Annotated in this window: 11 protein-coding genes; 9 read left to right on the forward strand and 2 right to left on the reverse strand. The window is 66.6% G+C overall.

Features of this window, described 5'->3' with window-relative positions; translation table 11 throughout:
- Window positions 1–191: 191 nt before the first annotated feature.
- Both OC372_RS11665 and pssD read right to left on the reverse strand, forming a co-directional pair.
- Window positions 192–770 carry a glycosyltransferase gene (locus tag OC372_RS11665; protein WP_262002147.1) on the reverse strand — a complete coding sequence of 193 codons (579 nt, stop codon included), beginning with the start codon at window positions 768–770 and terminating at the stop codon, window positions 192–194.
- Window positions 767–1,246 (reverse strand): PssD/Cps14F family polysaccharide biosynthesis glycosyltransferase, encoded by a 480-nt coding sequence (pssD, locus tag OC372_RS11670; RefSeq protein ID WP_262002148.1) that lies wholly within the window; start codon window positions 1,244–1,246, stop codon window positions 767–769. Before pssD ends, OC372_RS11665 begins: the two co-directional genes overlap by 4 nt.
- A 289-nt stretch (window positions 1,247–1,535) precedes the next feature.
- Here pssD and OC372_RS11675 point away from each other — a divergent pair, with 289 nt between their 5' ends.
- The 9 genes from OC372_RS11675 to OC372_RS11715 all read left to right on the forward strand — a co-directional run bounded on the left by OC372_RS11675 (window position 1,536) and on the right by OC372_RS11715 (window position 14,824).
- Window positions 1,536–2,162: a CDP-alcohol phosphatidyltransferase family protein gene (locus tag OC372_RS11675; protein WP_262002149.1), complete on the forward strand. Its 627-nt coding sequence runs from the start codon at window positions 1,536–1,538 to the stop codon at window positions 2,160–2,162.
- The gene (locus tag OC372_RS11680; protein ID WP_262002150.1) at window positions 2,159–3,085 is read left to right on the forward strand and encodes a glycosyltransferase family 2 protein; all 927 of its coding nucleotides are present in this window, start codon (window positions 2,159–2,161) and stop codon (window positions 3,083–3,085) included. The genes OC372_RS11675 and OC372_RS11680 overlap by 4 nt, the downstream gene beginning before the upstream one ends.
- 8 nt (window positions 3,086–3,093) lie before the next feature.
- The gene (locus OC372_RS11685; protein ID WP_262002151.1) at window positions 3,094–3,681 is read left to right on the forward strand and encodes a hypothetical protein; all 588 of its coding nucleotides are present in this window, start codon (window positions 3,094–3,096) and stop codon (window positions 3,679–3,681) included.
- Window positions 3,682–3,821: 140 nt separating this feature from the next.
- Window positions 3,822–7,940 (forward strand): delta-60 repeat domain-containing protein, encoded by a 4,119-nt coding sequence (locus OC372_RS11690; protein WP_262002152.1) that lies wholly within the window; start codon window positions 3,822–3,824, stop codon window positions 7,938–7,940.
- Complete coding sequence (locus OC372_RS11695) at window positions 7,937–9,235, forward strand: O-antigen ligase domain-containing protein (protein WP_262002153.1); 1,299 nt, start codon at window positions 7,937–7,939, stop codon at window positions 9,233–9,235. The genes OC372_RS11690 and OC372_RS11695 overlap by 4 nt, the downstream gene beginning before the upstream one ends.
- Complete coding sequence (locus tag OC372_RS11700; protein ID WP_262002154.1) at window positions 9,228–10,715, forward strand: oligosaccharide flippase family protein; 1,488 nt, start codon at window positions 9,228–9,230, stop codon at window positions 10,713–10,715. The genes OC372_RS11695 and OC372_RS11700 overlap by 8 nt, the downstream gene beginning before the upstream one ends.
- The gene (locus tag OC372_RS11705; RefSeq protein WP_262002155.1) at window positions 10,696–11,652 is read left to right on the forward strand and encodes a beta-1,6-N-acetylglucosaminyltransferase; all 957 of its coding nucleotides are present in this window, start codon (window positions 10,696–10,698) and stop codon (window positions 11,650–11,652) included. The genes OC372_RS11700 and OC372_RS11705 overlap by 20 nt, the downstream gene beginning before the upstream one ends.
- 50 nt (window positions 11,653–11,702) lie before the next feature.
- Window positions 11,703–12,944, forward strand: coding sequence for a YveK family protein (locus OC372_RS11710; protein WP_262002156.1), 1,242 nt, complete (start codon window positions 11,703–11,705; stop codon window positions 12,942–12,944).
- 233 nt (window positions 12,945–13,177) lie between these two features.
- Complete coding sequence (locus OC372_RS11715; RefSeq protein ID WP_262002157.1) at window positions 13,178–14,824, forward strand: glycosyl hydrolase; 1,647 nt, start codon at window positions 13,178–13,180, stop codon at window positions 14,822–14,824.
- The last annotated feature ends 74 nt before the right edge of the window (window positions 14,825–14,898 follow it).

Below are 14,898 nucleotides of genomic sequence, written 5' to 3' on the forward strand. Positions count from 1 at the left end.
CGTCCGACGACCCCCACAGTCGTACGTCCGACTCTAGCGGTTTGCCTATGCGTGCCAAGGCGCTGCCAAGCTTGAGCCATCCAGCTGCCCACGTCGATCGTGGTGCTTTCGAGCGGTCCAAGTTCGACCGAGACTGCAGCCCTGTGGGCCGTCGACGTGGAGGCCATGAAGCCCGGGCGAGCTCTAGGAGCTCACGGCGTCCGTCGTGGGGGGTGCGGTGACGTGCGGCGGATCATCGCGGTCACACGTCGCCATGCGAAGCGGCGGCGGGGCTGGGCCACCAGCTCGGCGACGAGTGCGGCGACCGCGGCGCTCGCGCTGACGTCGTCGGCATCCGGTTGGAAGCGTTGGGCGCCGGGGGTCGAGATCAGGTGGTCCAGCGCCGACCGCAGATCCGCCTCCGTGGTGACGACCGTGCAGCGCCCGCGATCCGCCATGAACTCGCCGAACGCGTATTGATGATCGTCGACCACCTCGCCGAGCCTCGGGTCACGGGGGACCACGATCGGGACGACGCCGGCGGCGTTCGCATCGGCGATGGTGCCCGGGCCGACCTGGGACACGACGATGTCGGCGGACCGATAGTGCCGCTGCAACTCCTCGCCCGTCATCATCATGTGGTTCTCGCCGGTCGTCGAGGCAGCAGAGTAACCGTTCTGCACGATCAGCGAGACGTCCGGATGCGCAGCGACCCATTGATCGATCCACGTGATCAGTCGGTCGAACGGGTGATGGTCCGTCCCGACGGAGACGAAGACCCGCGTGCTCACAGTGTGGCTCCGATCACGCGCGAATCCGGATAGAGCAACTGTTGCTCGGGCCATTGGACCGCGAAGGCATCCACGGTCGGATACACCATCCGTCCGGTCATCGTCCGGGTGGAGATGCGATCGATCACCTCTATGTAGAGGGTGCGGATGCCGAGAGCTCGTGCGGTCCAGAAGAAGGGCACGGCGACACCGGCTCCGGTCGACACCACGATGTCGGGCCGGTATCGCCGAAGGACGCGGCGCGCCAGGAACAGATTGCGGATCGCGTTGGGGATGTTCCTGGTCGTCGGTGAGAACGCCCAGGTCACCTGCTCATCGGCGAGTGCAGCGTGCGCATGCGGGTGATCGAAGCTCACCCACGCGCGCTCCTGCGTGGACCACCAGTCGCGCAGTGCGAGCAGCTGGGTGAGGTGCCCGCCGGTGGAGGCGACGAAAAGGATCTTCAACCGATCACGGTCGGGGGTTGTCTTTCCCATGATGAGTCCCAGTATGGCGCGGGAGGCGCCCTCGTGAGAGTCGGCATCGTGAGTGGCGAAATTGGTCCGTGCGCGCGCTTGATATTCTGGTACGCTTCGGGGAGGTCACCTCGGGGGAGGTGATCGGCGGGAATGTAGGGATTTCCGTCAACTGGGGATTTTTGGGGAGAACGGTCTTATGACTGGGGTAGACCTTGGCGTTGAAGCGCCACTTTCGTTTCGTTCGGCGCTCAGACGCCTCGATTCCGCGCAGAAGCCTGGCGTAGGAGTACCCGCGTACACGCGCTGGGTGAACCGACGTGTGGCGCGAGTGTTCGCGGCCTTCTTCGGCGCGGTGAAAGCGACGCCGTCGGCCGTTTCGGTCGTCAGCATCGTGTTCACCTTCGCCGGACTCGCCTCGTTCCTGCTGCTGCAGGCGTACTCGCCGGTGCTCGCGGGGTTCGCTACCGCGCTGCTCCTCGCGATCGGATATGCGCTGGATTCCGCCGACGGTCAGTTGGCGCGACTCCAGGGCACCTCGAGCCTCCAGGGCGAGTGGCTCGATCACACGCTCGACGCCGTTCGTCTCCCGGCCGTCCACCTCGCGATCGCGGCAGCCTTCCTGATGTCCGGCATGACCACGCTCGCCGTGGCCGCCGCGCTCTTCTCGGTTCTCGCATCGGCCAGCTTCCTGAGCCAGAACGTCGGTGGCCTACTGCGCGACAACGCTCGAGTGGAGCGGACGGAGGTGCGGCGGATGCAGTCCTGGATCCTGTTGCCCACCGACCCCGGCATCCTTTGCTGGGTGTTCGTGCTGTGGGGTGTTCTCCCTCTCTTCGTCGCGGCTTACCTGCTGCTGATGATCGCCAACGTGGCGCACATGATCTTCTCCGCGCGCCGCCGCTGGCGTGAACTCGCAGAAGGAGGTCAGCGATGAGCGTCGTGACCGAACCCGCCGTGTCCGTCGTGATCGCGACGCGAGGACGTGCAGAGCTGCTTCGTCGAGCGGTTCGATCGATCGCCGCCCAGGAGTACGCGGGCGACATCGAGATCGTGATCGTGTACGACCAGTGCGACATCGATGCCCTCGACGACGTGAAGCCCGGGCTCGGCTCGGTCACCCTCCGCACGATGGCGAACGATCGCACTCCCGGCCTCGCCGGCGGTCGCAACACCGGCATCGCCGCCGCCACGGGAGAGCTGCTCGCCTTCTGCGATGACGACGACGAATGGCTGGCAGTGAAGCTTCGCGAGCAGGTCGCGCTGTGGGCGCAGGTGCCGGATGCCGTCGGTGTCTCGGCCGGTATCGAGATCGTCACGCAGAGCGAGTCGATCGTCCGCATTCCGCCCGCCGTCAGCACCCGGAAGGACTTCCTCTCATCGCGCATCGGTGAGATCCATCCCTCATCCTTCCTGTTCCGTCGCAGCGATCTTCTCGATCTGCCGGTCGGGGTGGACGAGGCGATCCCGCACTCGTACGGCGAGGACTACGATCTTCTCCTGCAGCTCACAGAGCGCGGCGACATCGTGAGCGTCCCGCACCCGCTGGTCATCGTGCACTGGGACCGCACATCCTACTTCGCCGGCCGCTGGGCACCCATGGCCGAAGGGCTCGGGTTCCTGCTCGAGAAGCACAAGGACCTGCTTCTCGACGACAGCAACGCCGCCCGCATGTGCGGTCAGGTCGCGTTCGCCTACGCGGCGGCAGGTTCGAAGGCGTCGGCCAAGCACTGGGTGCGACGTGCCCGCAGACATCGCGCGAGCGAGCCTCGTGTGGCACTGACCTGGATCGCACTTTCAGGTATCGTCTCGCCCGAGCGGATCGTCACCGCCCTCAACAACCGTGGACGTGGGATATGAACGCCCGGATGAAGTGGATCGTGGGGGCGTCGGCCGCCGCCGCCGTCCTCGCCGCAGCGGCATCGGTTGCCGTCATCGCGATGGGGCAGTCCGGTGGGCCCTCCGCGCAGAACGCGTCAGCCACGGCGACGCCGACTCCCATCCCGACCGTCGTTCCGCCGACCACTGGGCCGAGCGCGCCGGCGGCCGCCGTCGAAGATGCATTCGAAGACCTGGTCTCCAGCGTCCTCGACGTCACGACCACCGTGAACGCCGGAGACATCGACGTCGTCCTCGACAGCCTGAAGGCAGTCGCTGCGCCCATCTACCTCAGTGGGGTGGAAGCGGAGCGTATGGAGCTGGAGGATCAGGGCTGGACTCGATCGGGCCAGGCGACCGTCGACGGCGTCGAGACCCTGGAGTACGACGCGTCCAAGACGCCCGCGACGGCCACCATACGCGCCTGCATCGACTCGTCCGATGTGGTCATCCACGATGCTGCCGGTGATGTCGTCACCGGTGGGTCGCCGCGGGCGTGGAAGATATTCGCCATCGAGCAGGTCGACGGCGCATGGAAGATCATCGGGCAGACATTCGCCGACGATCCCGCTTGTTGACGGCTCCGCCCGTCTTCGTTGCCCGACAACTCACATACGAAACGTTCTTGACGCTAAACGCCCGGCGACGCCAGTAATACGCAGTAACAGTTCTTTTCACCTTGAGCAGTTCACTTTTTCAATGATTCTGGGGAGTCATCATGTCGCTGGGGAATACGCAGCAGAAGTCATCAAGCCGGTCTCGGCTGTCCGTGGCGGCCATCGCCGCGCTGGCAGTCGTGGGCGCGCTGTTCACTCCGACCGCCGCGTCGGCGGCGTCGCCGGTCACCGCTGACCTCGCGCCCGCCGCCGTATCGGCGACGTCGATCGGCCAGACGCAGGAGACTGCGGCCGCCTCATGCTGGGAGATCAAGCAGACTGCCCCCGCGGCAGGATCGGGCGTCTACTGGCTGAACACCCCGGAGCTCGGGGCACCGCAGCAGTTCTACTGCGACCAGGTGACCGACGGCGGCGGATGGGTGCTCATCGGTCGCGGACGCGAGAACTGGCTGCAGGGCAACGTGGGCAGGCTGACGCCGAAGGACGTGTGGGAGAACCCCACCGGTCCGGCCGCGTTCTCGCCCGCCCAGCTCCCGACGGACACGGTCACCGGACTGCTGAACGGTGGCAATGTCGACGCGCTGCAGGAGGGTGTGCGACTGCGCCGCGCGCAGAACGTCGCCGGAACCACGTGGCAGGAAGTTCGCTTCAAGTACGCCACGCCCCGCGCCAAGTGGTCGTGGCAGTTCGCCGGCGTGCAGCAGGTCGGAACTTACTCCTTCAACGGTGAGACGTCTTCGGGCGGCAACACCGGCAGCTTCGGACGCGACAACACGTTCCGCCGAGTCGAGACGAACGTCGGCGGCGGCACCCGCGGCTGGGCGAGAGGCTTCCAGTACGGGTCGAGCGCGCGCGGAAACCCCGCAGCCGACTCCTACCTCTGGCAGGCCGACACCTCGTCCCCGTACCCGCGCCCCTTCACGCAGGTGTTCCTGCGCCCGCGCCTGATGAGCGCCGACATCTTCGCCACGCCGATCCCCGACGCGGGCACGCCGCAGAAGACCGTCGTCGCGACGGCTTCCAGCTATGCGCAGCTGAACTCCTGGGGAGTCTCCGGCCTGGGCGCCGGCGGTTCCGGTGAACTCAACACCGAGGTCTCCGATTTCGTCGAGATCGCCGGTGTCATGTACGTCGGCGGCAACTTCAAGTACGTCCAGCGCACCGCGGGCGGAACAGGACAGGTCGAGCAGAGCTACCTGGCGGCGTTCGACGTGGCGACGGGTGAGTGGATCTCCACCTTCCGCCCGGTGCTGAACAATCAGGTCAAGACGCTCGCCGCGCTCCCGGACGGGCGGCTCGCGATCGGCGGCGCCTTCAACACGGTGAACGGTGTGAGCGCGCCGGCCTTCGCCGTCCTCAACCCGAGCACCGGCGCGGTCGACCCGGCCGTCACGACCAAGATCATCAACTACACCGGCGGCACCCCGCCGCTGCTGCGCACCATGGATGTCCAGGACGGCTATCTGTACATCGGAGGTCGGTTCACTCACGCGACGGGAAGCGGCGTGACCCGCGAGGTCTACATGCGCAACCTCGGGCGGCTGAACCTCTCCACACTCGCGCCGGACGCGTGGAACCCGCTGCTCGACGGCACCGTCGTGTCGGTCGACGCCTCCGCTCGCGGCGACCGCGTGTATGCCGCCGGGTACTTCGGTCTCAGCAACTGGGAGACGGTGACCGAACGCGGTGGCGCGTACAACGTCAGCGACGGTTCCGTCATCCCGTGGTCGGTGCTCTTCTCGAACCGCGACAACGGTCGAAGCGGATACCAGCAGGCGGTCAGGGAGATCGGCGACAAGGTCTGGCTCGGGGGCTCTGAGCACTCGCTGTTCAGCTACTCCCGCGACACCATGGCCCTGGACACGGCCAACATCACCCAGAACGGTGGCGACTTCCAGGCCATCAACACCTGGAACGACTATCTCGTCGCCGGCTGCCACTGCTCGGAGAACGTCTACCAGGGAGCCACGACGTGGCCGACTCCGACGAACTACCACCGGGTGGAGCACATCGATCAGGCCGGGTTCTGGAACACGGCGGACGGATCGTTCTCCGCCGACTTCAACCCGCAGATCACGATGCGCGTCGGGTACGGCGTCTGGGCCATCGAGCAGGCGAGCAACGGCTCACTGTGGCTCGGCGGCGATCTCACCCACGTGCGACAAGCCGATGCGACCAACCGATGGACCGGCGCATTCGCTCGATTCGCTCCGAGGGATGCCGTCGCTCCGACGACCCCGACCGGTCTGACCGCGGCGCGTGCCGACGGCACCGACACCCTCACCTGGGATGCGGTGGACGGCGCGAGCTATGAGGTGCTGCGCAACGATCGAACGATCGCCACGACCACCGACACGAGGTACTCGCTTCCGGCCGCCGGGCAGGGTACGCGTTACTTCGTGCGCTCGATCGACGCAGCGGGGAACCGATCTGCTTCGACACCCGTGATCACGCCTGCCGTGCTCGCGCAGCCGGTCGACGTGCTGACCGCCGGTGCGAACTGGTCGTACTGGTTCGCAGCGACGGCACCCGCCGCCGGCTGGCAGCTGCCGGGCGCCGACGTGTCGAACTGGCGGACAGGAGCCGCTCCGCTCGGATGGGGTCACTCCGGCCTCGGTACGACGCTGACGATCGACGGCACGAAGCCGGTCACCTCTTACTACCAGCGCACGTTCGATGTGCAGGATGCGGCGGGGGTCGAGTCCCTGACTCTGACCACGCGGGCCGATGACGGCATCATCGTCTACGTCAACGGAACAGAGGTCGGCCGTGCGAATATGCCGGCAGGCGCAGTGGGATTCACGACCTACGCGAGCTCGGCGCCCAGCGCGGCGAGTGCCGTCGCCAACCCCGTGACGTTCACGGTCCCCGGTTCGCTCCTGCAGACCGGTGCCAACACCATCACGGCCGAGGTGCACTCCAACTACCGCACCACTCCCAGCGCGAGCTTCGAGTTGACCGGGGCGCTCACGCTGGGCGAGCAGCCGGAACCGGAACCGGTTCCGGTGGATGTCATCGGTGCGCAGTCGCAGTGGTCGTACTACTTCGGCTCGGATGCTCCGGCTGCCGGTTGGGCCACTGACGTCTTCGACGCATCGGGTTGGGCCGTCGGCACCGCACCTCTGGGCTGGGGGCACACGAACCTCGGTACGACGCTCAGCGTCGAAGGAACCAGACCTCTCACGTCGTACTTCCGAAAGGACTTCACGGTCGATGACGTGTCGGCGCTCGGTTCGTTCGTCATCACGACTCGAGCGGACGACGGGATCCGGGTCTCGGTGAACGGGACCGAAGTGAGTCGAGTGAACCTTCCGGCCGGGACCGTCGGACACACGACCTACGCGACGGCGGTGCCCAGCGCCGCACAGGCGCTCGCCAACCCGGTGGTCGTCGATGTGCCGCTGACCCTGCTCCGCGACGGTGCGAACAACGTGAGCGTCGAGGTGCACTCGAACTACCGGACGACGCCGAGCCACAGCTTCGAGCTCGTGGCGACCGCGGTGCCGGCAGGTGCGGGCGATGCGCAGCAGCGCATGCGGGGAGAGACCGCTCCGGCTCCCGAGGTCGCCCCGACCGAGAAGCCCGTGGACGCACCCAAGGCCGACAAGAAGGCCACGACCGAGGAGCCCTCGGCGCCTGCCCCGGTCGTGCCTCCCGTCGAGGAGGCTCCGGCCCCCGTCGACGAGACCCCGGCCCCGACCTCGACGGATGTCCTCACTGCAAAGTCGGTGTGGAGCTATCACGTCGGGGCGGAGGCTCCGGCACCGGAGTGGACGACGAACGTCTACGACGACTCGTCGTGGCCGACCGGGACCGGTTCGTTCCTGCGGGGCGTCGAGGCGCCGCAGGACTTCGCCGGAACCGTCCTGGAGGACGCCGGTGAGGCGAGCCCGATCACCACGTACTTCCGCGCGAAGGTGGATCTCAACGAGACGGCCGGAACACAGTCGGTCACGTTGACCCCTCAGTCGTCGGGTGGCATCGTGGTGTATGTGAATGGAACCGAGGTCGGTCGCGTCAACATGCCTGAGGGTGCGATCACGGCTGACACGCTCGCCCTCCCCGCCGACGCGGCGCAGAAGCCCGTGACCGTGGCCATCCCGCTGACCGTGCTCGCCGACGGCGCCGATGTGATCACCGTCGAGGTGCACTCGGTGGCGGCAGGGCAGTCGCGACTGAGCTTCGACATGACGGGTGTCCGGCTCTCTGCCGGGACGTGAGCGCGGACACGACCGTCCGGCCGCATCCTGCACCTGCGCCCTGGGCCATCACGCCCGGGGCGCAGGTGTTGCCGGCATGGCCTCTGCTGGCGTGGCTCTACGGCTTTCCGCTCTATTGGGTCACCGGATTCAGCATCGTCGTGCCGATCGTCTTCGGCTCGCTCATGGCCGCCTTCCTCGTCCTTCGCGGAGGGCTGCGGGCGACGCCCGGGGTCTTGATCTGGGGTGCGTTTCTGGGATGGGTGCTCGTCTGCGCCGTCTCGCTTACCGGCGTGATGCAGGCGATCGGATTCTTCCAGCGCACCATAGATCTCTTCGCGGTCGGTGTCGCGTTCCTCTATTACGTCAATGCCAGGGAGCGGGTGAGCGTCGATCGGATCCTCGGCGGTTTCGCCGTGATCTGGTTCACGGTGATCGTGCTCGGCACGCTCGCGACGATCTTCCCCGATGTCCGGATCGCGACACCGCTGGCGCAGGTCCTTCCGGGCTCGCTGATGAACAACGAACTGGTGCGTGAGCTCGTCTACCCGCGCCTCGCAGAGGTTCAGCAACCCTGGGGTGTGGAGGAGCCGTTCGTCCGTCCGGCTGCGCCGTTCCCGTACACGAACTCGTGGGGGATGGCGTATGCGCTGCTGACCCCGGTGATGGCGCTCATCTGGTCGCGCCTGCGCTCTCGGTGGGCCCGTGTCGGGCTCGGAGCTGCGATGCTCGGCTCCCTGTATCCCGCGGCGCAGACCAGCAACAGGGGCATGTTCATCGCGCTCGGGGTCTTCGTCGTCTTCATGTGCTTCCGGTTCTTCGCGGGCGGGATGATTCGAGCGGGCCTCCTCACTCTCGGAGCGCTCGCCGCCGGTGTCGCGGCGCTGGCCGGGCTGGGTGTGTTCGCGGCGATCGCAGGGAGGCAGGAGTACAGCGACACGACGACCGGCCGGAGCACCATCTATCAGGCGACGATCGAGAAGGTTCTCGAGTCGCCCCTGGTCGGGTGGGCTACGCCGGCGATGGATACATCGATCGGTATCTCCCTGGGGACCCAGGGGTACGCCTGGACCCTGATGTTCTGTTACGGATTCGTCGGGCTCGTCTTGTTCCTCCTCTTCCTGGTGCGCATCATCACAGTGAGCTGGCACCTTCGCGGAGGCGCCATGTTCGTGATGCAAGGTCTCGTGGTCACCGTGGGGGTCACGATCTGGTTCTACGGGCTCGCGGTGACGCAGTGCCTCATCCTGCTCCTCGCCGCGGCAATCCTCAGCCGCGCGAGCGCAGACAAGGAAGAGGTGTTCGTGCGTGAGTAACGGAATGCGATTGGGACGGGAATCGCTTCTGACCTTCGGCGGCATCGTGGTGAATGCAGGTCTCGCATTCGTCGTGACCTGGATGGTCGGTCGTGGGCTCGGCGCGACGGCGACAGGTGAGTTCTTCCAGTTGACCTCGTGGTTCATGATCGCCACGAGTGTCGTGGGGCTCGGAGCGGACACCGGACTGGTGCGCTCGCTCTCTCGCCAGCGCGCGCTCGGGGACGAACGCTACCTCCGACCCACCGTGCGGGTCGCGGTTCTGCCGGTGATCGGGTTCGGGGCCGTCGTATCCATCGCCGTTCTCCTCGCGGCCCCGCTGCTGGGGGACTGGCTGGGACTCGACGCCTCCGGCGTGGACACGCTCCGCATCCTCGCGATCGCACTGGTTCCGGGAGCACTGATCGGTGTGCTTCTCGGCGGTTCGCGGGGCCTCGGCCATATCGCGACGTACACGGTCGTCCAGAACCTCTTCATCCCGATCGCTCGCCTCGCAGCCGTCGCGGCGGTCGTCCTCTGGATCGGTACAGCGTGGGCGGCGGTCTGGGGGTGGGCGCTCCCGCTCGTCTTCGCGGCAGCCATCGCCGGTATCGCGCTGTGGCGGCAGGTCTCCGCGGAAGACCCGCATCGGGAGGTCGTGGATCGAGGCGAGATCAAGGAACAGCGGCGTGCGTTTTGGGCCTTCTCGCTTCCGCGGGGCGGTGCGGTCGTCCTCGAGCGCGCGCTCGACTGGGCCGACGTCCTCCTGGTCATCGCGTTGCTCGGGCCGGCTGCCGGCGGTGTCTACGGTGTGGTGACGAGAATCGTCCAGGCCGGATCGATGCTCGAGGCCGCGATGCGCATCGTGATGGGCCCGCGCCTCAGCGCCGCGGTCGCTCAGGGCAAGCATGACGAGGCACACTCCCTGTTCCAGAGGGTCACCAATCTTCTGATCATCTCCTCGTGGCCGTTCTACATCGCGATCGCGGTATTCGCGCGTGATCTGTTGGGCCTGTTCGGCCCGGAGTTCCAGAGCGGTACCTTCGCCCTCGTCATCCTCGCCGTGGCCATGGGGCTTCGTAACACCGGAGGGGCCCTACAGACGGTGCTGCTCATGGCGGGGCACAGCATGAGCCAGCTTCGCAACAAAGCCGTTCAGCTCGTCATCCTCGTGGTGATGACGATCGTGCTGGTGCCGGTGTGGGGCATCAACGGTGCGGCGGTGGCCTATGCGCTCGGTGTGCTCGTCGACACCCTGCTGGCGGGCGTCCAGGTCTATCGGTCACTGCGCTTCCGAACCGGCATCCGCGAGATCATGGTCGCCGCCGCGCTCCCGATCGTGGTCGTGCTCGGCGGTACGCTCATTGTCAGCTACGTCCTTCAGGACGCATCGACCTTCTGGCGTCTCGCCGGACTCTTCGGGGTGCTCGCCCTCTACGGCGCCGTTCTCCTTTACACGCTGCGAAGACGAGGGGGCCCTTTTGGAAAAGCCGTCGGCTGACACGTCGACCCGCGCCGCATTCGTGATCACGAGCCACGCCGACATCCCGCTGTTGCGTCGCCTGGTGGACCGGCTGCTCGCGGGATCGCCCGACGTGCGTGTGTACATCAGCCATGACATCGCGGGGGAACCCGGAGTCGAAGACCTTGCGGGGCCGCGCTGCACCGTCATCCGGGAGGTGGGAGGGCGCGGCGACTTCACACAGATCGAACGCATCGTCTCGCTCTTCCGGCTCGTCGAAGCGGACGGCGGCGCCGACTACGTCACCGTGCTGTCGGGGATGGACTACCCAGCGAGGCCCATCTCCGATTTCCTCGACGCCCTCCCGAGCGCGGGGGACGGTTACCTTCACAATTTTCCTGCTCTCGATCCACAGGGCAGCGACTGGGCGATGCACGAAGCGCGCCAGCGTTACCTCTACCGCTGGTGGATCCTCTGGCCGCTGAGCGCGGCGTCGCGACGGCGCTGGCACTGGCTCCACGGTGTCAACTACGTGCAGCCGTTCTTCCGTGTGAACATCTCGTACGGGACGTTCCGGCTCGCAGCGCTCCGCGGAAGATTGCCGAACGGAATGACGGTGCATGGCGGATCCGCGTGGTTCACCATCTCGCGCCGTGCGGTCCGCCATGTCCTCGCGACCGTGGATTCCCGACCGGACATCCTGCGCTGGGCGCGGACGAGCCTCGCCGTCGACGAGGTCTTCTTCCAGAGCATCCTCCTGAGTGCGGGCACGTTCGACTTCATCGATTCGAACGCGCGCTACATCGACTTCGAAAGCGATGGTTTCGGCCATCCGAAGGTCCTCACAGACGAGGACCTCGAGCGCATCGACGCGTCCGACGCGTACTTCATCCGCAAGGTCGACCGGGCTCGGTCCGCGACCCTTCTCGACAAGCTGGATGAACGCGTGACGGGACGCGAAGCTGACGATAGATGAGACTGTAGAGAGGGAGTCGGCGCTCAGTGCGTCCGACGGGAGGACAACGGATGACATTCTCGCTGATACTGACGGTGCTGCGACGCCGCTGGAAGACGATTGCAGCCTTCGCGTTGCTGGGTGCATTGGGCGGTATCGCGCTCTGGACGGCCATGCCGACGAAGTACTCCGCGACGACGAGTCTCGTCGTGTCCGCCGGTGTCTCCAATCCGTTCACCGGCACCAAAGAAGAGGTGAACATCCGCACCGAGCAGGAGATCCTGGGTTCCCGTCAGGTGGCAGAGCGTGCATCCGAGGCGCTGGGCGTCGACCTCGTCCCGGGCTCCTTCCTGCTTTCGCAGGTCGACGTCGCCGCGCCTTCCGGTTCGCAGGTGCTGCAGGTGACGGTGAGCGCCAGCTCCCCGTCGGAAGCGGCGAAGGCTGCAGACGCGCTCAGTGAGGCCTACCTCGAGTTCCGTCGGGAAGGCGCCGACACGGTCGTCGATGGATATCTCGAGAAGATCGACGGACAGCTCGCTGAACTGCAGGCGGGTACCCGAGACGACGCGACGAACAGTCTGATCGCGACGTTGCAGCAGCAGCGGCTGAGTCTGCTGCTGTCCTCGTCGGAGCCGGGTCGGATCATCGGCGAAGCCGAGGTTCCCTCGAGTCCGTCGACGCCCGGCCTGATCGTGTCCCTCGCCGGCGGAATCGTCGGCGGCATCGTCCTGGGCATCGGGGCCGCGCTCCTTCGCGAGCGCACCGATCCGCTCGTGCGGTCGGCCGATCGCCTTGAGAAGATCGTGGGTGCTGTTCCCCTCATCTCGTCGTCGCACCATCAGCACGGTTTCTGGGCTTCCTTGGCGGATCACGTCGCCGACGCGACGGAGTCCGAGGGGGTCGTGCAGCGTGTGCTGCTTCGCGGTGTCGGGGTCTCCGATGCCGCTGACTGGGCGAATCATCTCGAGAATGCGCTGGCGGACGCGGAGTCGGACGCGGGGGCTGCGAAGGACGGCGTGGACCTGTGGGCCGTCGACGTCGACATCGACGAGGGTGACAGCGAGTCGTCGGTGCTGCGCTCCGAGGACGACGGCGCTCATGCGCGGATCATCGACGCATCCGGGATGGGCTCGGCGCGGGCCGTGGCTCGCTTGGCCGTCGGGGCGGATGTCGTCGTGCTTCTCGTGCCGAGCGATGCGCGATCGTCTGATATCGAATCGGACTTCGAGCTGCTGCAGAGCACGGAGAAGCCTCTCGTCGTGGGCTTCGATCCGACACAGGAGCCGGAGCCCGCAGACTCGCCGAGTGCGTGATTCGACCGTTATCAGAAAGTTGCACGATCGATACGGCTGTGGTTAACTCGCCGGAGCGAACGCCCAGTCAGGCCCGGAGGGGGGGCGTGGTGTTCTTGTCGTCTCGCAGACCGCGGGGCGACCAGACCGTGTAAACAACACTGAGGACCCCTCTTTTGAAAGACCGCAGATCCCGATCAAGCACGCTCAGAAAACTCTCCCTCTCTTCGACAGCGGTCATCGCATCCGCAGTGATGCTGGCCGCTGCCCTCGCTGGTTCGGCACCGGCGGCGGCCGCCGAACCGGCGTCCACCCCGATCGCACCGGCTGCCGCCGCGTCCGAGCCCGTCACGCTCCTCGCAAAGGGCGCCGATTGGCGCTGGCACTATTCAGCGAGTGCCTGGGATGCCGGCTGGCAGTCTCCGGACTACGACGATTCGTCCTGGCGAGACGGCACAGCTCCACTCGGGTGGGGCCCCGATGCCCGCACCCGAACGTCGCCGGAGGGCAGCCCAGCCCGTAAACCGTTGAGCATCCAGTTCCGCACGGAGTTCCCCGTGACCGATGTCGACGCGCTCGCCGATGTCACTCTCTCGTTCCGTGCAGACGACGGGGCTGCCGTGTACGTCAATGGCAAGGAGATCACACGGCAGAACCTGCCGTCGAAGACGCTCTCGGCGACCACCTATGCGACGAAGGCGCCCAACTCCAAACTGGCAGCGCGGCTGCACACCGTCACGGTCCCGGCCTCAGCGCTGCGCGACGGAACCAACGTCATCGCCGCATCGACTCACCTGAACTGGCGTGCGACCCCGAATGTCAGCTTCGACGCCGAGATCACGGCGACGGCGAGCACGGCACCTGCTCCCGCACCGGAGCCCGCTCCTGCACCGGAGCCCGCTCCTGCACCGGAGCCCGCTCCTGCACCGGAGCCCGCTCCTGCACCCGAGCCCGCTCCTGCACCCGAGCCCGCTCCCGCGCCACAGCCCGGTGGCGACCAGTGCGGCGCTCAGGGATACCTCGCGCCCGCATGCGGAGCGCTGTGGGGTGCGTACACCCTCAAGGGTTCCACGCTCACGACGGCGGTCACCGACCTCGAGCAGAAGATCGGGCGTGATCTCGACATCACGCTTCGCTACCACGACTTCTCCAAGAGCACCCACCAGGGCCTCTTCCCCGACTCGCACGAGCAGACGCTCGGACAGTCGCGCACTCTGCTCTTCGCCTGGCAGGCCCGTGTCGCGAGCACGAACACCGATATCCGGTGGGCGTCGATCGCACGCGGAGAGTGGGACGAGTACATCGATGCCGCAGCCGATCGAGTCGACGCGCTCGGCAATCCGGTGATGATCGCCTTCGACCCTGAGTTCGACAGGTTCGACAAGGGGACCATGGCCGAATACATCGCCGCATACACCCGCGTGCATGATCGCTTCGAAGCGAAGGGCGTGACGAACGTCGCGTGGCTGTGGGTGTCGACCGGCTATCTCGGGGCAGGGAACGACAAGAAGATCGCGTCCGGCTACCCCGGTGATGCGTACGTGGACTGGGTCGGGTTCGATCCGTACAACTTCTACACGTGCAACGGCAGCGGGTGGACGTCCTTCGAGCAGGAGGTCGCCGGCCCTCACGACTTCCTGGTGAAGAACGGATGGGACGACAAGCCGCAGATCCTGATGGAGTACGGCACGGAGTTCGATGAGGCCAACCCGGCTCGCTCCCAGCAGTTCTACCACGACATCCCGTCGGTGCTGAAGAAGTACCCGAACATCAAGGGACTCGTGCGTTTCGATGCCAGCTCCGGCACGCAGACATGCGACATGCGAATCGAGAACGGCCCGGGAATGGCCGGTGCCTTCGCGAAAGCCGGCCTCGATCCGTGGGTCAACGTCGGCAAGTGAGCCGCGTGGGGGCGACCAGTCGATCGACCGGCCGCCCGCACATGTCGCCCGGGTGGAGACCGCCCGGCAATGCG

Source organism: Microbacterium sp. Mcb102, from assembly GCF_024519805.1.
Lineage (GTDB): Bacteria > Actinomycetota > Actinomycetes > Actinomycetales > Microbacteriaceae > Microbacterium.